Source organism: Streptomyces sp. NPDC033174, from assembly GCF_055577795.1.
Map to the genome: position 1 here is coordinate 697,310 of NZ_JBVIPQ010000004.1, position 18,372 is coordinate 715,681.

15 protein-coding genes are annotated in these 18,372 nt (G+C 73.0%); 11 read left to right on the forward strand and 4 right to left on the reverse strand.

Annotated features, from left to right (window positions below; all coding sequences use genetic code 11):
• Positions 1–122: 122 nt before the first annotated feature.
• The gene (gene radA / locus ACZ5VC_RS16880) at positions 123–1,532 is read right to left on the reverse strand and encodes a DNA repair protein RadA (protein WP_469120782.1); all 1,410 of its coding nucleotides are present in this window, start codon (positions 1,530–1,532) and stop codon (positions 123–125) included.
• 347 nt (positions 1,533–1,879) lie between these two features.
• Between radA and ACZ5VC_RS16885 the strand changes: the two genes are divergently transcribed.
• The gene (locus ACZ5VC_RS16885; RefSeq protein WP_469120826.1) at positions 1,880–3,574 is read left to right on the forward strand and encodes a BACON domain-containing protein; all 1,695 of its coding nucleotides are present in this window, start codon (positions 1,880–1,882) and stop codon (positions 3,572–3,574) included.
• 105 nt (positions 3,575–3,679) lie between these two features.
• On the opposite strand, the gene ACZ5VC_RS16890 is transcribed toward ACZ5VC_RS16885, so the two are convergent.
• The gene (locus ACZ5VC_RS16890) at positions 3,680–4,525 is read right to left on the reverse strand and encodes a DUF3109 family protein (protein ID WP_469120783.1); all 846 of its coding nucleotides are present in this window, start codon (positions 4,523–4,525) and stop codon (positions 3,680–3,682) included.
• A gap of 40 nt (positions 4,526–4,565) precedes the next feature.
• Here ACZ5VC_RS16890 and ACZ5VC_RS16895 point away from each other — a divergent pair, with 40 nt between their 5' ends.
• The 4 genes from ACZ5VC_RS16895 to ilvD all read left to right on the forward strand — a co-directional run bounded on the left by ACZ5VC_RS16895 (position 4,566) and on the right by ilvD (position 9,190).
• A complete protein-coding gene (locus ACZ5VC_RS16895; protein WP_469120784.1) occupies positions 4,566–5,498 on the forward strand; it encodes a Ppx/GppA family phosphatase in 933 nt (310 codons plus the stop codon).
• Positions 5,499–5,743: 245 nt separating this feature from the next.
• A complete protein-coding gene (locus ACZ5VC_RS16900; RefSeq protein ID WP_468711352.1) occupies positions 5,744–6,574 on the forward strand; it encodes a sugar phosphate isomerase/epimerase family protein in 831 nt (276 codons plus the stop codon).
• On the forward strand, positions 6,571–7,191 hold the full coding sequence (locus ACZ5VC_RS16905) for a TetR/AcrR family transcriptional regulator (RefSeq protein ID WP_469120785.1): 621 nt from the start codon (positions 6,571–6,573) through the stop codon (positions 7,189–7,191). The genes ACZ5VC_RS16900 and ACZ5VC_RS16905 overlap by 4 nt, the downstream gene beginning before the upstream one ends.
• 148 nt (positions 7,192–7,339) lie before the next feature.
• Positions 7,340–9,190: a dihydroxy-acid dehydratase gene (gene ilvD, locus ACZ5VC_RS16910; protein ID WP_469120786.1), complete on the forward strand. Its 1,851-nt coding sequence runs from the start codon at positions 7,340–7,342 to the stop codon at positions 9,188–9,190.
• A 596-nt stretch (positions 9,191–9,786) separates the two neighbouring features.
• Here the strand turns inward: ilvD and ACZ5VC_RS16915 are convergent.
• Entirely contained in the window at positions 9,787–11,970 is a 2,184-nt protein-coding gene (locus ACZ5VC_RS16915) for a protein kinase domain-containing protein (protein WP_469120787.1), read from the reverse strand.
• A gap of 123 nt (positions 11,971–12,093) precedes the next feature.
• Here ACZ5VC_RS16915 and ACZ5VC_RS16920 point away from each other — a divergent pair, with 123 nt between their 5' ends.
• From ACZ5VC_RS16920 to proC, 5 genes are all read left to right on the forward strand, one after another.
• Entirely contained in the window at positions 12,094–12,405 is a 312-nt protein-coding gene (locus tag ACZ5VC_RS16920) for an SH3 domain-containing protein (protein WP_469120788.1), read from the forward strand.
• Positions 12,406–12,524: 119 nt separating this feature from the next.
• The gene (locus ACZ5VC_RS16925) at positions 12,525–13,055 is read left to right on the forward strand and encodes a hypothetical protein (RefSeq protein ID WP_469120789.1); all 531 of its coding nucleotides are present in this window, start codon (positions 12,525–12,527) and stop codon (positions 13,053–13,055) included.
• Between the two features lie 566 nt (positions 13,056–13,621).
• Entirely contained in the window at positions 13,622–14,551 is a 930-nt protein-coding gene (locus ACZ5VC_RS16930; protein WP_469120790.1) for an ABC transporter ATP-binding protein, read from the forward strand.
• Entirely contained in the window at positions 14,548–15,285 is a 738-nt protein-coding gene (locus ACZ5VC_RS16935; protein WP_469120791.1) for an ABC transporter permease, read from the forward strand. Before ACZ5VC_RS16930 ends, ACZ5VC_RS16935 begins: the two co-directional genes overlap by 4 nt.
• A 139-nt stretch (positions 15,286–15,424) precedes the next feature.
• Entirely contained in the window at positions 15,425–16,234 is an 810-nt protein-coding gene (proC, locus tag ACZ5VC_RS16940; RefSeq protein ID WP_469120792.1) for a pyrroline-5-carboxylate reductase, read from the forward strand.
• A 34-nt stretch (positions 16,235–16,268) separates the two neighbouring features.
• On the opposite strand, the gene ACZ5VC_RS16945 is transcribed toward proC, so the two are convergent.
• Positions 16,269–16,856 (reverse strand): cysteine hydrolase family protein, encoded by a 588-nt coding sequence (locus ACZ5VC_RS16945; protein WP_469120793.1) that lies wholly within the window; start codon positions 16,854–16,856, stop codon positions 16,269–16,271.
• 74 nt (positions 16,857–16,930) lie between these two features.
• Here ACZ5VC_RS16945 and ACZ5VC_RS16950 point away from each other — a divergent pair, with 74 nt between their 5' ends.
• Positions 16,931–17,950: a GlxA family transcriptional regulator gene (locus ACZ5VC_RS16950; protein ID WP_469120794.1), complete on the forward strand. Its 1,020-nt coding sequence runs from the start codon at positions 16,931–16,933 to the stop codon at positions 17,948–17,950.
• Positions 17,951–18,372 lie beyond the last annotated feature (422 nt).

The following is an 18,372-nucleotide window of genomic DNA, read 5'->3' on the forward strand; positions in this document are numbered from 1 at the left end:
GGCACTCGTCCCCGGGCCGGGCGGTCGGCGCCCCGCGCGTACCTGGGCCGGGGCCGGGCGGTGGGCCTGCGCGCACCCGGGCCCGCGCCTCGGCCCCGGCTCGCTCCCGCCTCGCTCCCGCCTCAGCCGTTCGTCTCCGCCGTGTCCTTCGGGGCCGACCTGCGGCTCCTGGGCAGCACCCGCAGGGCGTCGCCCATGTCGGCGACCTCCGTGACCTTCATGCCCGGAGGAATCCGGCCCGGGTCGGTGGGGACCAGGGCGTGGGTGAAGCCGAGGCGGTGCGCCTCCGTCAGCCGGCGCTGGACGCCGGTGACCCGCCGGACCTCGCCCGCGAGGCCCACCTCGCCGATCGCGACCAGGTTCTTCGGCAGCGGGGTGTCACTCGCGGCCGAGGCGAGAGCCAGCGCGATCGCCAGGTCCGCCGCCGGCTCGGAGAGCTTCACGCCACCGACCGTCGCGCTGTAGATGTCGCGCTTGCCGAGCGCCGTGATCCGCCCGCGCTGCTCCAGGACCGCCAGCATCATCGAGACCCGGGAGGTCTCCAGACCCGAGGTGGTCCGCCGGGGCGAGGGGATCTGCGAGTCCACCGTCAGCGCCTGCACCTCGGCGACGAGGGGACGGCGCCCCTCCAGCGTGACCGTCAGGCAGGTGCCCGGCACAGGCGCGTCGCGCCGCGTCAGGAAGAGCCCGGAGGGGTCGGTGAGCCCGGTGATCCCTTCGTCGTGCAGCTCGAAGCAGCCGACCTCGTCCGTCGCGCCGTAGCGGTTCTTCACGCCCCGCACGAGCCGCAGCCGCGCATGACGGTCGCCCTCGAAGGAGAGGACGACGTCGACGAGGTGCTCGAGGAGCCGGGGCCCGGCGATCGCGCCGTCCTTGGTGACATGGCCGACGAGCAGCGTGGCCATGCCGCGGTCCTTGGAGGCGCGGATCAGCGCGCCCGCCACCTCGCGGACCTGGGCCATGCCGCCCGGCGCCCCGTCGATCTCCGGGGACGCCACGGTCTGCACCGAGTCGAGGATCAGGAGCGACGGCTTGACCGCGTCCAGATGCCCCAGTACCGCCGACAGGTCGGTCTCCGCCGCGAGATAGAGGTGGTCGTCGATCGCCTTGATCCGGTCCGCGCGCAGCCGCACCTGGCTGGCCGACTCCTCGCCCGTCACATAGAGCGTCCGGTGCTCGTCGCTGGCCGCCTTCGCCGCGACGTCGAGCAGCAGCGTCGACTTGCCGACGCCGGGCTCGCCCGCGAGCAGCACGACCGCGCCCGGCACCAGCCCACCGCCGAGGACCCGGTCGAGCTCGGGCACGCCGGTACTGCGGGCCGTGGCCTGGCGGCCGTCGACCTGGCCGATGGGCAGCGCGGCGGTGGAGACGCGGCCCGCGGCGGTCGTACGGACAGCGGGCGCGCCGTACTCCTCGACCGTGCCCCACGCCTGGCATTCGGGGCATCGGCCGAGCCACTTGGCGGTCGTCCACCCGCACTCGGTGCAGCGGTAGGACGGCCTGTCCTTGGCGGATTTAGTACGGGCAGCCATGCGGAAACCGTAGCCGCACCCACTGACACTCCGTCCCGCAGTCCATTCCGCCCCCGTTCGCCGCCGTTGTCCCATAACGCTTCGGCCGGGACCAAGGCAACCGTGACTGTCCCCTTTTGAGGGATACGTTCACCCGTAAGTGTTAAAAGAGCCGAAGAGGTACGAAGAGTGTGCCTTCGCCTGCCTACCGTCGCCGGGTGACGAGCAGCAGGCTGGAACCCCCTACGCACACCACCGGCGCACACCGGGCGCACCGTCGCGCGCCCCGGTCGGCCTCGGACACCCCGGCCGGCTCGCGCCCGACGGCCACCGCGTCCCCCACCGCCACCCGGACCACCGAGGACCGCATGTCCACCGCGGCGGACACGACCGCGCCGAACACGCCCGCGCCGAACGCGACCGCGGCGGCCGGCGCGGGCCCCCGCACGCTCGCGCAGCAGCCGCCCGCTCGCTACGAGGCGCATCTGGACGGACTGTTCACCTACTGCCTCGCGGTGCTGTGCGACCACGACACGGCGACCACCGTCCTCGGAGACGTACTCGCCATCGCGGAACGCCATCACGGCCGATGTCCGGCGCGGGACGATTCCGGGCGCAGGGCCTGGCTCTACGCCCTGGCCCGCTGGGCATGCCTGCGCACGCTCGGCGAGCAGCGCCGCCGCCGTCCGGGCGCCCACACCGGCCGCCCCGCCGTCGTCCCGCCGCACGCACCCGCGGTCTCCGAGGAGACCGCCGAGCGCCGCCACGCGGAGCTCGCCCTGCTCGCCTGGCCCGAGGCGGCCGGTACGACCCCCGAGCAGCGCGAGGCCCTGGAGCTCGCCGTACGCCACCAGCTCGCCCCCGAGGAGGTCGCCTCCGTCCTCGGTCTCGGCGCCCTCGCCGCACGTGAGCTGCTGGCCTCCGCCGCCTGCGAGGTCGAGCGCACCCGCGCCGCGCTCGCGGTCGTCGAGACGGGCACCTGCCCGAGCGTCGCCCAGCTCACCGGCGACCAGCGGGTCCTGCTCTCCGCGACCCTGCGCCGCGAGCTGGTCCGCCACGTCGACGACTGCCCTCGCTGCCGGCGCGCCGCCGAGCGCGCGGGCGCCGCGTCCCCCTGGCCGGGCGCGACCGTCACCCCGGCGAAGCTCCCGCTGGTCGAGGCGCCCAGGGCGGCCGTGTACGTGGCGATGCTGCACGCCCCCCGGGCGCGTGCCGGCGCACCTCGCTTCGGGCCGACCGGTTTCCCGATGGACCCCAAGGACCACGCGGCGCGCCGCGACCGGATGAGGGCCCGGGCGGTGACGACCACGGTCGTCGCGGCCGTGGTCGCCGCGCCGGTGCTCGCGCTGTGGGCGGCCTACCGGGGTGCGCCGCTGACCGGCGAGGGCCGGGACGTCTCCACCGTCACGGCGAGCGAGGCGGACGTGCCCGGCGGCGACGACCGGCCGTACCAGCACTACGAGAACGCGGGCAACGCCAGCACCCGGTCCGAACCGCGCTTCACCCAGGGCAGCCGTTCCCCGGACGTGTCGGTCGAGGTGATCAGCGCCGGTACTCCGGCGCCTCCCGGCCACGCCGGGCGGGGCCCCGGCCGCATCACGGTCGCGGCGCACCCGGCAGGCGACACGACGACCCTCACGCTCACCGCCTCGGGCGGCGCCCCGGTCGCCTGGTCGCTGTGGACGAACGCCTCCTGGCTGTTCGTGAGCCGGACATCGGGCACGCTCCGCCCCGGAGAGTCCGTCACGATCTACATCGCCGTGGACCACGACCGCGAGCCGCAGGGCCCGTGGAGCGCGCGCGTGGGCATCGACCCGGCCGGCGCGATCGTCGAGATCGACGGATACGGCCCGGACCGTCCGCCGACCCCCACGCCGCCGGACCCGGACCCCACGCCGACGCCGCCCGACCCGGACCCGACGCCCACGCCGCCGGACCCGGACCCGACGTCGACCACGCCGCCGGGGCCGGATCCCACACCCACCCCGCCCGTGCCGGACCCGACCCCGTCGGACTCGACGCAGGCGCCGAGCGAACCGGAGTCACCATCGCAGTCGAACTGATCCGGAAACGGGAATCGGGAGGGCCGGGCCGGACTTTGGGCGGGCCGGGGGCCGGACTGGGGCGGGCAGGGCCGGACCTCGGGTGGGCCTGACCGGAGGCCGGGCTCAGACGGTGGGGTCGGCCGGGTGCGGGGCCACCAGCGGCAGCTGGGACGCCAGGCGGGCCGCACACAGCCCCGCCAGCACGTCGTACGCCTCCTTGCCCATCAGCTCGGTCAGCTCCGGCCGATAGGTCACATAGACCGGCTCGCCCGCGCCGTGCGCCGAAGTCGCCGAGGTGCACCACCAGTGCAGGTCATGGCCGCCGGGGCCCCAGCCCCGCCGGTCGTACTCGCCGATCGAGATCTGGAGCACCCGGCTGTCGTCGGGCCGGTCGATCCAGTCGTACGTCCGGCGCACCGGCAGCTGCCAGCAGACGTCCGGCTTGGTCTCCAGCGGCTCCCTGCCCTCCTTGAGGGCCAGGATGTGCAGCGAGCACCCCGCGCCACCGGCGAAGCCCGGACGGTTCTGGAAGATGCAGGAACCCTCCCAGCGGCGCGTCTGACGCTCACCGTCCTCGTCCTTCTGCACCCAGCCGCTCGACGTGCCGACGTCATGGAACTGCCACAGATCCGGAGTGAGGCGTTCCACATGGGAGGCGACGCGTTTCTCGTCGTCCTCGTCCGAGAAGTGCGCTCCCAGCGTGCAACAACCGTCGTCCGCGCGGCCCGCCTGGATGCCCTGGCAGCCGCTGCCGAAGATGCAGGACCAGCGCGAGGTCAGCCACGTCAGGTCGCAGCGGAAGACCTGTTCGTCGTCGGCGGGATCGGGGAACTCGACCCACGCGCGCGCGAAATCCAGACCCTTCTCGTCCGGTTCGAGGGTCTTGATCGGCTTCTTGGAGGCCTTGGAAGTCATCGGGACCGCCGAGATATCGGCTTTGCCCGGCTTCGCCTTTTTCGTCTTTGGCACACGCCAAGCGTATGCGCGCGAGCGCAGTAGCGTTCCGCCCATGAGACTCGGAGTCCTCGACGTCGGTTCGAACACAGTGCACCTGCTGGTGGTGGACGCCCACCCCGGCGCCCGCCCCCAGCCCGCCCACTCGCACAAGGCGGAGCTGCGCCTCGCCGAGCTGCTCGACGGGTCGGGCGCCATAGCGGACGACGGGGTCGACCGGCTGATCGCCACGCTCGCCGACGCCGTTCAGGCCGCCGAGGACAAGGGATGCGAGGAGGTCCTGCCCTTCGCGACCTCCGCGGTGCGCGAGGCGACCAACGTCGAGGCCGTCCTGGCCCGTGTGAAGGACGAGACGGGCCTGGACCTCCAGGTCCTCACCGGCGAGGAGGAGGCGCGTCTCACCTTCCTCGCCGCGCGCCGCTGGTTCGGCTGGTCCGCGGGCAAGCTGCTGCTCCTGGACATCGGCGGCGGCTCGCTGGAGATCGCGTACGGCATGGACGAGGAACCCGACGCGGCCGTCTCCCTCCCCCTCGGCGCGGGCCGCCTGACCGCCGCGTGGCTGCCCGGGGACCCGGCCGACTCCACCGCCATACGGGCGCTGCGGCGTCATGTCCGGGCCGAGATCGCGCGCACGGTCGGCGAGTTCAGCCGCTTCGGGAAGCCGGATCATGTCGTGGCCACGTCCAAGACCTTCAAGCAACTGGCCCGGATCGCCGGGGCGCCCGGCTCCGGTGAAGGGCTCTACGTGGGGCGCGTGCTGAGCCGCAAGGCCCTGGAGGAGTGGGTGCCCAAGCTCGCGGCCATGACCGTGGGCCAGCGCGCGAGCCTCCCGGGGGTCTCCGAGGGCCGGGCACCACAGCTGCTGGCAGGAGCGATGGTGGCCGAGGGCGCGATGGACCTGTTCGGCGTGGACGAGCTGGAGATCTGCCCCTGGGCGCTCCGCGAGGGCGTCATCCTGCGCCGCCTGGACCACCTGCCGACGGGCTGAGGTCGCCCCGGCCCGCGATGGGGCCCGTACGAATCCCCGCGCGGGCCCCTGCCGGTCCGCAGCCCCGCCCCGGCCCCGGCGGGGCTCGTACGAACCCCGCCCCGGCCCCTGCCGGTCCGCAGCCCCGCCCCGCCCCGCTCCGAAGCCCGCCCGCAGCCCGCCCCGCTTCGCGCCTGACCCCGTGCCACCGCTCGCCGTGCGGACCGCCTCCCCGTCCCCCGGCGGTGGCCCGTACGCTGTCCCTCGTGGCAGAACCAGTGGTGCGCATCCCGGATGCGAAGGTCGCCCTGTCGACGGCCTCGGTCTATCCGGAGTCGACGGCGACGGCCTTCGAGATCGCCGCGCGCCTGGGCTACGACGGTGTCGAGATCATGGTCTGGACCGACCCCGTCAGCCAGGACATCGAGGCCCTGCGCCGCCTCTCCGACTACCACCAGGTCCCGATCCTCGCCGTCCACGCGCCCTGTCTGCTGATCACCCAGCGCGTCTGGTCCACCGACCCGTGGGTGAAGCTCCAGCGCGCGCAGGCCGCGGCAGAGAAGCTCGGGGCGTCCACGGTGGTCGTGCACCCCCCGTTCCGCTGGCAGCGCCAGTACGCCCGGGACTTCGTCACCGGCATCTGGCGCATGGCCGAGGAGACGGACGTCCGGTTCGCCGTCGAGAACATGTACCCCTGGCGCTACAAGGACCGCGAGATGCTGGCGTACGCCCCCGAGTGGGACGTCACCAAGGACGACTACCGGCACTACACGATCGACCTCTCGCACACCGCGACGGCCCGTACCGACACCCTGGCGATGCTCGACCGCATGGGCGACCGGCTCGGGCATGTCCATCTCGCCGACGGCAAGGGCTCGGCCAAGGACGAACACCTCGTGCCCGGCCGCGGCGACCAGCCGTGCGCGGAGGTCCTCGAACGGCTGGCCCGCAACGGCTTCGACGGCCATGTCGTCATCGAGGTCAACACCCGCCGCGCGATGTCCGCCGCCGAACGTGAGGCCGACCTCGCCGAGGCGCTGGCCTTCACCCGTCTGCACCTCGCGTCCGCCTCCTCCTCCCGCGCCCGCCGGTCATGACCGGCGCGTCGGCTCCCCGGCGCCGCGGCCGGCCCGCCCGCGCGGCCGAGGACGGCGGCCCCAGCGCCCGCGAGCTGATCCTGGAGGCGGCCAGGACCCAGTTCGCGGAGCGCGGCTACGACAAGACGTCGGTCCGTGGCATCGCCAAGGCGGCCGGGGTGGACCCGGCGCTCGTCCATCACTACTTCGGTACCAAGGACGAGGTCTTCGCCGCCGCCATCGAGGTCTCCTTCGAGCCGGCCCTGACCATCCCCGCCCTGATCGGCGGGGAGGCGGAGAAGGACGCCGTGGGCGAGCGCCTGGCCCGGTACTTCCTCGGGGTCTGGGAGAATCCGGCGACCCGCGCCCCGCTGGTGGCGGTCATCCGGTCGGCACTGACCCACGAGGCGGCCGCGAAGGTGCTGCGGGGGTTCGTCCTGCGGCGGATGCTGGAACGCGTGGCGGCGGACCTGCACGTCCCGGACCCGAAATTCCGGGCGGAGCTCGCGGCCTCGCACATGATCGGGATCGCGATCGTGCGGTATGTGATCCAGGTGGAGCCGCTGGCCTCGGCGGACCCGGAGGAGATCGTGCGGATGGTCGCGCCGACGCTCCAGCGCTACCTGACCGAGGCGTGAGCGGATCCCGGGCCAGGGTCACAGGGGCCCTCCCGGAGGGGTGACCGAAGACTGAGCCGCCTGTCTCGTATTCCGGACAGACGGTCCAGATCTTGGAGTCGCGGCGTACGCTCGAAGACAGCCCTATCTGTCTAAGGAGCGAGCGACGATGCCCGAGCTCAGGTCCCGCACTGTCACCCACGGCCGCAACATGGCGGGCGCCCGCGCCCTTATGCGGGCGTCGGGCGTAGCGAGCGAGGACATCGGGAAGCCGATCATCGCCGTCGCCAACTCCTTCACCGAGTTCGTCCCGGGCCACACCCACCTCGCGCCGGTCGGCCGGATCGTGAGCGACGCCATCAAGGCGGCCGGAGCGGTCCCGCGCGAGTTCAACACGATCGCGGTCGACGACGGCATCGCCATGGGCCACGCGGGAATGCTCTACAGCCTCCCCTCCCGTGACCTGATCGCCGACTCGGTCGAGTACATGGTCGAGGCGCACTGCGCCGACGCCCTGATCTGCATCTCCAACTGCGACAAGATCACCCCCGGCATGCTGATGGCCGCGCTGCGCCTCAACATCCCCGTGGTCTTCGTCTCCGGCGGTCCGATGGAGGCCGGTCAGGCCACCCTCGTGGACGGCACGGTCCGCAAGCTCGACCTGATTGACGCCATGGTGGACGCGGCGAACGAGAACGTGTCGAACGAGGACGTCCTGCGTATCGAGGAGAACGCCTGCCCGACCTGCGGGTCGTGTTCCGGCATGTTCACCGCCAACTCGATGAACTGCCTCACCGAGGCCATGGGCCTCTCCCTGCCGGGCAACGGCTCCGTCCTGGCCACGCACACCGCCCGCAGGGCGCTGTACGAGGACGCCGGCCGCACGGTCGTCGAGATCGCCAAGCGTTACTACGAGCAGGACGACGAGTCGGTCCTGCCGCGCAACATCGCCACCCGCGCCGCGTTCGACAACGCCATGGCCCTCGACATCGCGATGGGCGGCTCGACCAACACGATCCTGCACCTGCTGGCCGCCGCCCAGGAGGCCGGGCTCGACTACGACCTCAAGGACATCGACGCCGTCTCGCGCCGGGTGCCCTGCCTGGCGAAGGTCGCGCCGAACGTCGCCCCCGGCGGCACGTACTACATGGAGGACGTCCACCGGGCCGGCGGCGTCCCCGCGATCCTGGGCGAGCTCTACCGCGGCGGGATGCTCAACGAGGACGTCCACTCCGTCCACTCCCCGAGCCTGGCCGACTGGCTGAAGACCTGGGACGTGCGCGGTGGCTCGCCGTCCGCCGAGGCCGTCGAGCTGTGGCACGCGGCGCCGGGGTGCGTCCGCTCCGCGACCGCGTTCTCGCAGTCCGAGCGGTGGGACAGCCTGGACCTGGACGCGGCCGGCGGCTGCATCCGCTCCGCCGAGCACGCGTACTCGAAGGACGGCGGCCTGGCGGTCCTCAAGGGCAACCTGGCGGTCGACGGCTGTGTCGTGAAGACGGCCGGTGTCGACGAGTCGATCTGGACGTTCGAGGGTCCGGCGGTCGTCTGCGAGTCGCAGGACGAGGCGGTCGACAAGATCCTCCGCAAGGAGATCAAGGAGGGCGACGTCGTCGTCATCCGCTATGAGGGTCCGCGCGGCGGCCCCGGCATGCAGGAGATGCTCTACCCCACGTCCTTCCTGAAGGGCCGGGGCCTCGGCAAGGCCTGCGCCCTGGTGACGGACGGCCGCTTCTCGGGAGGTACGTCGGGCCTGTCGATCGGCCACGCCTCGCCGGAGGCGGCGTCGGGCGGCGCGATCGCGCTGGTGGAGGACGGTGACCGGATCCGGATCGACATCCCGAACCGCTCGATCGAACTCCTCGTCTCCGACGAGGACTTGGCGGCCCGCCGCGAGGCCCTGAACGGCGTCTACGCCCCGAAGAACCGCGACCGCCAGGTCTCGGCGGCGCTGCGGGCCTACGCGGCGATGGCAACGAGCGCGGACAAGGGCGCGGTGCGGGACGTGTCGAAGCTCGGCTGAGCCCAGACAGCTGACCAGGCGGGGAGAGGGCGGACGACGCCCCTCCCCGCTTTTCGCTTTCCGCGCCCGCGTGTCCGCGGCTCGACGGGCGGCGGCCGGCACCGACCGCCCGGCGCGCGCCGCCGGAGCCAGGCACCCTGACCCCGACTTGCCGGGCGTTGCCGCGCCACCGGTCCATGCGGCGGCCCTCCGGGCGCCCCGGGCGCTCCACCACGGTGCGCGGCCCGGCCGCACGTCAGGTGCCGCACCCGACCTGCTGGGGCGGTGCCGGCGCCTGCGGGCCGGAGTCCCGGTCCGGGGTGCTTTGCGCGGTGTCGCGGCCACCTGTCCATGCGCCGGCACCGTCCCGGGCGCCGACCGTGCGGTGCGGGGCCCCCAGCCCATGCGTGTCGGAGTCCCGGTCCGGGGTGCTTTGCGCGGTGTCGCGGCCACCTGTCCATGCGGCGGGTCGCCGGGCGCCCCGGCCCCCGCCCGCTGCCCGGTGCCGCGGCCGCCCGCCCATGTGGCGCTGCCGGGCGCCCGCTACCCGGAGCCGCAGCCCACCCGCCTGTGCCGCGGCCCTCCGGGCGCCCCGGGCGGCCGCCGGCCCCGTCCCCTCACCACGACGCCGGGTCGTTCGCCGGTACCGCGAAGACCGAGCCGTCCGGGGCCGTCGCGAAGACGGCGCCCGAGGCCGCGACCGGGGACGGCAGGGTGGCCGCGTAACCCAGCTTCCCCGCGCGGAGCTTGGGCTTCGTCTGGCCCAGGAGCGCGCCGCGTGCGGTGTCCACCGCAAGGAGGCGTCCGTCCGCCGCCGACACGTACAGGCGGTCGCCTTCGCCGATGACGGGCGCCGACACGCGGCCGCCCATCTCCAGCTGCCACAGCTCACGCCCCCGCCCGTCCCCACCCGCGTCACCGGCCGTGTCGACGGCCAGGAGCGTGCCGTCGCCGGAGACGAGGTACACCGTGTCCCCGCGCACGGCGGCCTGTGCCTCCGGCATCCGGAAGGTCAGCGCCACACGGCGCGCGCTGCGCCGCTCGGGGTCGTAGCGGACCACCGCGTCGGTCCCCGAGTCGCGCTGCGAGGACGTCAGGAACAGCGCGCCGCCCGCGCCCGTGCCGACAGGGAAGAGCGTCCCGTTCAGCCGCCGCTGCCAAACGGTCTCCCCGGTCCGCGCGCGTACCGCGCTGACCAGCGTCTCGGAGCCGCTGCCCGACGCCTCGAAGACATGGACGAGTCCGGTCCCGGCGTCGTACGGGCCGAAACGCGGTTCCGCGTGCCCGCGCAGGGCGTGCCGCCAGCGCTGCTTGCCGGTGGCCGCGTCCACGGCCGTCACCGTCCCGGAGCGGGAGCCGAACAGCAGCGTGTCGCCCGCGTGATGGACGCCGTCCAGGAAGCCGGAGACGTCCGTGCTCCACCCGGGCGTGCCGCGAGCCGGATCGTACGTCCGGTACCGCCCGTCGGCGGTCGTCGTGCCGACCAGCCCGCCCGAGAACGCGGGGGCCTCGATCTCGGCCTCGGTCCGGGCGGGCCGTGACCAGAGAATCCGCCCGGTCGCCGGGTCGAGCCGGGTGGCGCCGATGCCGCGCGCGGTGCAGTAGAGCCCGCCGTTCGTGTGATCGCAGACCGGCGCCGAGTCCCCCCGCGGCAGCAGCGGGGTCTGCCAGGTGCCGAATGGCTCCGCCATCCCGGCCTGCTGCGGCCGGGCCGTACGCGCGTCCGAGCCGGCCTGCTGCACCGCGAGGACGCCTCCCGCCGCCAGTACCGCGAGCGCGGCGACGGCGAACGGCCACCGGCGCCGACGCACGCTCCGCGCCGCGCCCGTACCGCTCCCGGCCCCGGCTCCCGCCTCAGCACCCGCCCCCGCCCCTGACCCCGACCCGCCGGGCGGCGTCAGCGCCCGCGTGTCGGAGTCCCTGGCCGGCACGCTCTCCGGCCGCCGCTGAGCCGGTATGAACGCTGCCGCTTCGTACGACGGCGGCAGCAGCGCCGACATGATCTCGTCCGGAGTGGGTCGTTCCGCGGGCTCCTTGGCCAGGCAGCGCGCCACAAGCGGCGCCAGGTCCTCGGGCACCCCCGTCAAGTCCGCCTCGTCGTGCACCACTTGGTACGCGACGATGTACGGACTGTCGGAGTCGAAGGGCCCGCACCCCGTCGCGGCGTGCACCAGCACCGACCCGAGCGCGAACACATCCGCGGCCGGCCCCACCTGGCGGGGCCGCTGGAACTGCTCGGGTGCCATGAACGGCGGCGAGCCGATCAACTTGCCCGTCTCCGTGTGCAGATCGCTGTCCACCGGCCGTGAGATGCCGAAGTCGATGACCTTCGGTCCGGTGTCGGTGAGCAGAACGTTCCCCGGCTTGAGATCCCGGTGGACGACCCCGGCCCGGTGGATGTCGCGCAGCGCCTCCGCCAGTCCTGCCGTCAGCCGCCGCAACTCGGCCGGAGCCAGCGGTCCGTTCCGCTTCACCTGCGCGGCGAGCGTCGGCCCGGGTACGTAGAGCGTGGCCATCCACGGGCGGGCCGCGTCGGGGTCCGCGTCGACGACCGGCGCGGTGAAGGCGCCGCTCACCCGGCGCGCGGCCGCCACCTCCTGCCGGAACCTGGCTCTGAACTCCGGGTCCGACGCGTAGTGTTCATGGACGACCTTGACCGCGAGCCGCAGTCCCGAGGCGGAGCGGGCCAGATGCACGACCCCCATCCCGCCGGAGCCGAGACAGGCTTCGAGACGGTATGTGCCGGCGTATTCCGGATCCTCCGCTTCCCGGCTCCTGCCGGTACCGCGCAACGGTGGCATAGCCCCACCCCGTATTTTTCCCCGTTTATTCGTGCGCGTGCACGACGCACGGAGCCTAGTCCATGGTGCGTCGAAGCCCGGGGGAGCTTGCTAGCCTGCGCGCGTCGTACACAGGAGCACCACATGTCCACGGGGGAGAACCACATGACCGTCGAAGAGGCCGGGGCGCTCGCGGAGACCGCCGCCGGGACGCGCTACCCGATCGCACCGGGCTACCGCGTCAACGTCCGCAGCGGCCCGGGCACCCAGTACCGGATCGTGCGCACGCTCCCGGAGGGGTCCACCGTCGCGATCCGCTGCCAGCGCCCGGGCGAGCGCGTCAGCGGTCCGTACGGCACCACAGCGCTCTGGGACAACATCGCGAGCGGGGAGTACGTCTCCGACGCGTACGTGAAGACCGGCAGCGACGGGTACGTGGCCCCGCGCTGCTCCTGACCGGGTGACCTGGACCGGGTGACCCGACCGGCCGGCCTGAACTGGTGGCCTGAGCCGGTGGTCGGGTGGGCTCAGCGGCTGGGGGCCGGGGAACACGGTGCCCCGGGGATAATCGACGGGTGAGCGACGACCAGAACGAGCACCCGGCCCCGGCCAAGCCCGCCGCACCGGCCTCGGCCCCCGGCCCCCACCCCGAAGAGATCCGTTTCTTCGGGACCACGTGGGTCGACCACGACGGTCAGTACGGCCTGCGCCGCGCCGCCGTCGCCCTCGGCTCGCTCGCCGCCGCGGTCGCCGGCTGTCTCGTGCTCCGCTTCGCCTACCAGGGCCTGGAGGTCGCCGAGGTCGGCGGCTTCGTCAACGCCCTGCTCGTCGTCATGTTCGCGGTCTGCAGCGCCATCGCCTTCCGCAAGACCTGGGAGGGCTTCTCACGCCGCCCGGCCGACCCCGCCCGCGAGGACTCGCTGCGCAGCCTCAAGGCGATCGGCTTCATCGGTTCGCTCCTCGCCTACTTCTTCCGCTCGCTCGTCGAGGCGCCGGGGGAGAAGCTGCGGCGCGCGGAGTACGAGACGGCGCGCGTCCGGTACGAGAAGCGCCGGGCGACCAGAGCGGGCAAGACGGCACCCCGCAAGAAGCCGAAGCGCAAGTAGGCCCCGCGGGCAGCCGGGCTGGCGCGTCCAGGCCGACCCGGCCGTCTTCGAGCAACACGCCCCGGCCTGCGGGGGATCGCGTACCGCGTCACCGGCTCGGGCGCCGACATCGAGAACGAGCCCCCGGCCCGCGCGCCCATCCGACGACCGTCGTCAGCCGCCTCTGCCACGGACCGGCAAACGCCCGCGCGTTCCGCCGCAAGATGCAGGTCGGCCCCGGCTCCCCGGAGCCGTACTCGCCGTGGCCGGCCCGGAGGACCGCGCCCCGCCCGACGAGTCCGCCGGCATCGCGCTCTTCACCGTCCTGACGTCTTCGACGTGCCTTCCGTGGGATCGCCGAGGTCGTCGGCGCCGCACGCCCGATTCGTACGACAGCCGGCCTCCCGCAGGGCGCGCCCGCAGGCGCGAAACCCGCGACGAGGCCCCGCGACGAGGCGGCCCCGCGACGAGGCCCGGCGCTGCTCCGCCGACCGCGAGGAGCACCGTCGAGCTCCCTCCCCCCACCCTCAACCCCGGTCCCCGCGCCACCCTTGACGCGCCCACCCGCCAGGCGCACTATTCATCGCATGATGAATTACTCCGGTGAGCCGGGGAGCCCCGGCGCCGCCGCCCCGCCCGAAGCGGGCCCGAGTCCCGCCACCCCGGCCATCTCGGCCCACTCCCTCACCGTCGTCCGAGGCGACCGCACCGTCCTCCGCGGTCTCGACTTCACCGTGCCGCCGGGCCAGATCACCGGGCTCCTCGGGCCGTCCGGCTGCGGGAAGTCGACCCTCATGCGCGCGATCGTCGGCACTCAGGCCAAGGTCACCGGCACCCTCCACGTCCTCGGGCGCCCCGCGGGCGACGCGTCGCTGCGCTCCCGCATCGGATACGTGACGCAGGCCCCGTCCGTGTACGACGACCTCTCCGTCCGGCAGAACCTCGACTACTTCGCGTCCGTCCTCCAGCCCGGCCGCCGGCACCACGCCACCCGCCGCGCCGCCGTCGCCCGGGCGATCGACGACGTCGACCTCGGCTCCCACGCCGACTCCCTGGCCGGCAACCTCTCCGGGGGACAGCGCAGCCGCGTCTCCCTCGCCGTCGCCCTCCTCGGCACTCCGGAGCTCCTGGTGCTCGACGAGCCGACCGTCGGCCTGGACCCCGTACTCCGCCGCGACCTGTGGAACCTCTTCCACCGCATCGCCGCCGAGCGCGGCGCCGCGCTCCTCGTCTCCTCGCACGTCATGGACGAGGCCGAACGCTGCCACCGCCTCCTCCTCATGCGCGAGGGCGAGATCCTCGCCGACGACACCCCCGACGCCCTGCGCCGCCGCAACGACACCGCGACCGTCGAGGAAGCCTTTCTCCACCTGGTCGACGCGGCCGCCGCCCGCGACCGGGCGACCCGCGACCGAACCGCCGGCACAGTCACCACCGGCATTGACACCACCCGCACGGACACCGTGGACGCGGCCGCCACCGGCACGGACACCGCCCGCCAGGAGACCCCCCGATGAGCACCGCCCGTACCCTCGCCACCGCCGCCCGCGTCCTGCGCCAGCTGCGTCACGACCCGCGCTCGATCGCCCTCATGCTCCTCGTACCGTGCGTGATGCTCTTCCTGCTCCGGTACGTCTTCGACGCGAGCCCCCGCACGTTCGACGGCATCGGCGCTTCGCTGCTCGGCATCTTCCCGCTGATCACGATGTTCCTGGTGACCTCGATCGCCACCCTCCGCGAACGCACCTCCGGCACGCTGGAGCGCCTGCTCGCCATGCCGCTCGGCAAGGGCGACCTCATCGGCGGCTATGCCCTCGCCTTCGGACTCCTCGCCGTCGTCCAGTCCGCCCTCGCCACCGGTCTGGCCCTCTGGCTCCTCGGCCTCGACGTCGTCGGCTCGCCCTGGCTCCTGCTCCTGGTGGCCCTGCTCGACGCGCTCCTCGGCACCGCCCTCGGACTCTTCGTCTCGGCGTTCGCCGCCTCCGAGTTCCAGGCGGTCCAGTTCATGCCGGCCGTGATCTTCCCGCAGCTCCTCCTCTGCGGCCTGTTCACCCCGCGCGACACCATGCAGCCGGTCCTGGAAGCGATCTCCGACGCCCTGCCCATGTCGTACGCGGTCGACGGCATGAACGAGGTCCTCAAGCACGCCGACGTCACCGGCGACTTCATCCGCGACGCCCTCGTCGTCGCCGCCTGCGCCGTCCTCGTCCTCACCCTGGGCGCGGCCACCCTTCGCCGCCGTACGGCCTGACCCCGCCGCCGCACGGGCTGACCGGACCGCCGCCATACGAGCCGACGGGCCCGTACCGCCCCTCGGACACCCCGCCCCGGCCCCCGCCCACGGTGCGAGGATGGCGACACGTACCCCCACCGGCGAGGTGAACAGAGCCATGACCCAGACAGTCGCAGTCCTCGGCACCGGCAAGATCGGCGAAGCCCTTCTCAGCGGCATGATCCGAGCCGGCTGGCGTCCCGCCAACCTCCTGGTCACCGCCCGCCGCACCGAGCGCGCCGAGGAACTCCGCGCCCGATACGGCGTCGAGCCCGTCACCAACGCCGACGCCGCCAAGCGCGCCGACACCCTCATCCTCGCCGTGAAGCCGCAGGACATGGGCAAGCTCCTCGACGAGCTCGCCCCCCATGTCACCGCCGACCGCCTCGTCATCAGCGCCGCCGCCGGTATCCCGACCTCCTTCATCGAGGAGCGCCTCACCGCCGGCACCCCCGTCGTCCGCGTCATGCCGAACACGCCCGTACTCGTCGACGAGGGCATGTCCGTCATCTCGGCCGGCAGCCATGCCACCACCGAACACCTCACCCACGCGGAGGAAATCTTCGGCGGCGTCGGTAAAACGCTCCGCGTCCCCGAGAGCCAGCAGGACGCGGCCACCGCCCTCTCCGGCTCCGGCCCGGCGTACTTCTACTTCCTGGTGGAGGCGATGACCGACGCCGGCATCCTCCTCGGCCTGCCGCGCGCCCAGGCGCACGACCTGATCGTCCAGGCCGCCATCGGCGCCGCCGTGATGCTCCGCGACAGCGGCGAACACCCGGTCAAGCTCCGCGAAGCCGTGACCTCCCCGGCCGGCACGACCATCAGCGCCATCCGTGAACTGGAGAACCACGGCGTCCGCGCCGCCCTCATCGCCGCCCTGGAAGCGGCCCGCGACCGCAGCCGCGAGCTCGCCTCCGGCAACGGCTGACGCCAGGGACGCCCGACAGGAAGCGGCCCGGTCGTCACGCCTTCGCGGCCCCGACCAGCTCCTCCGTGGCCACGACCTGCGCGAACCCACCGCCGTGCAGCGACACGGCGGTGGCCCGCGCCAGCTCCTCCGCGGTGAGCGTCCACCCGAACGGCCCCGCCTGATCGAAGGTGTACGTCGCGTCCAGCGCGAAGAACACCTCGTACCCCAGGTTCCCGCCCATCCTGGCCGTCGTCTCCGCGCACATATTGGTCTGGATACCGGCCACCACGATCTGCCGCACTTCCGACTCCCGCAGCCACGCGTGCAGATCGGGAGTCCCGTAGAACGCGGAGTTCACGCTCTTCGTCACGAACAGCTCGTCGCCCGCGCCCTTCCCCCTCCTTTCCTCCACGTACTCCTTGAAGCCGTTGCCCTCATATCCCGTCCGCAACGGCGAACCCGGCTTCACCGAGTCGTGCCGTACGAAGACGACCGGCCGCCCGCTCGTCTGCCACGCGTCGATCAGCGCGGCGATGTTGTCGTCCGCCCCGGGGTTGTTCCGCCGCCCCCAGAAGTCCTCCTCCTCGAAGCCCTTCTGCACGTCCACGACCACCAGCGCTGCGTTCTCGTTGATCTCCATACCTCGATGGTGCCGCCGGGAGGCCCCGCACCCCAGACGTATGAATGCCATCGATCGATGGTTTACTGCCATCCATGGCGACCCCCGTGACAGCCCCGGTGACACCGTCCGCGTCGAACCGCCGCACGGCCCCCCAGCGCATCGGCCTCGTCACCTTCCCCGGCATCCGCGCCTTCGACGTCTCCGTCATCACCGAGGTGTGGGGCGTCGACCGCACCGACCGCGGAGTCCCCTCCTTCGACCTACGCAGGGCCGCCGCCGACCGAGGTCCCGTCCCCATGCGCGGCGGCCTCACCCTCACGCCCGACCGCACCCTCGAGTGGCTGGACTCCGCCGACCTGATCGTCGTCCCCGGCCTGGACGACCACCTCAGCCCCGCGCCACTCCCCGTACTGGAAGCCCTGCGTGCCGCCCATCGACGCGGCACGCCCCTCGCCGCTCTGTGCGGAGGCGCCTTCACCCTGGCCCAGGCCGGCCTCCTCGACGGCCGCCGGGCCATCACCCACTGGAACCTCACCGACCTCCTCCGCTCGCACCACCCCGAGGTCACCGTCGTCCCCGACGCCCTCTTCCTCCACGACGACAACATCTGGACCTCGGCCGGCACCGCCGCCGGGATCGACCTCTGCCTGCACCTCGTCCGTACGGCCCACGGCGCCGAAGCCGCCGCCACCATCGCCCGGTCGATGGTCACGGCGCCCTTCCGATCCGGCACTCAGGCCCAGTTCATCGAGCACCCCACCCCACGCGCCGACCGCGAGGCCGACACCCTCGCCACCGTCCGCGCCTATGCCCTCGCCCATCTCGACGAACCCCACACCGTCGCGACCCTCGCCGCACGCGCCGGCATGTCCCCTCGCACCTTCGCCCGCCACTTCCAGGCGACCACCGGCACCACCCCGCTCCACTGGCTGATCACCCAGCGGGTGGCCGCCGCCCAGAAGCTCCTGGAGCTCACGGACCACCCCCTCCCGGAGGTCGCCCGCCGCGCGGGCTTCGGCAGTGATGTCACCATGCGCCAGCACTTCGCCGCCCACCTGGCCACCAGCCCCCGCGACTACCGGGCCTCTTTCCGTCACCCACAAGCCAGTTGACACGCCTCGGGGTCCGGGGCAGGCCCCGGGTTGACACGGGATTCCGCCGTCCGTAGTGTTCTCCGAGTTGTCCGACGTGAGCACCGACCCCGGTCGGCCCCGGACAGCCATTCCGCAAGACCACTAGAAGCGAACGGCACATTGCTGTCGTTCTGCTTTCCGTGCGCTTTTGCGAAATGAGGAATCCGCGTTCGAAGGGACGCAGTCCCGATTAGCGTCGGGGAGAAGGATTCGCTAAAGTCTCACTCGTCGGAACGGCCGAACAGCCGGAAAGACAACCCACTCTGACTGGGAATCAGGCCCGAAAGGATCTGATAGAGTCGGAATCGCCGGAAAGGGAAACGCGAAAGCGAAGAACTGGAAGGCAAACCCCGCTCCGACGGGGAATCGGACACGAAAGAGTCTGATAGAGTCGGAAACAC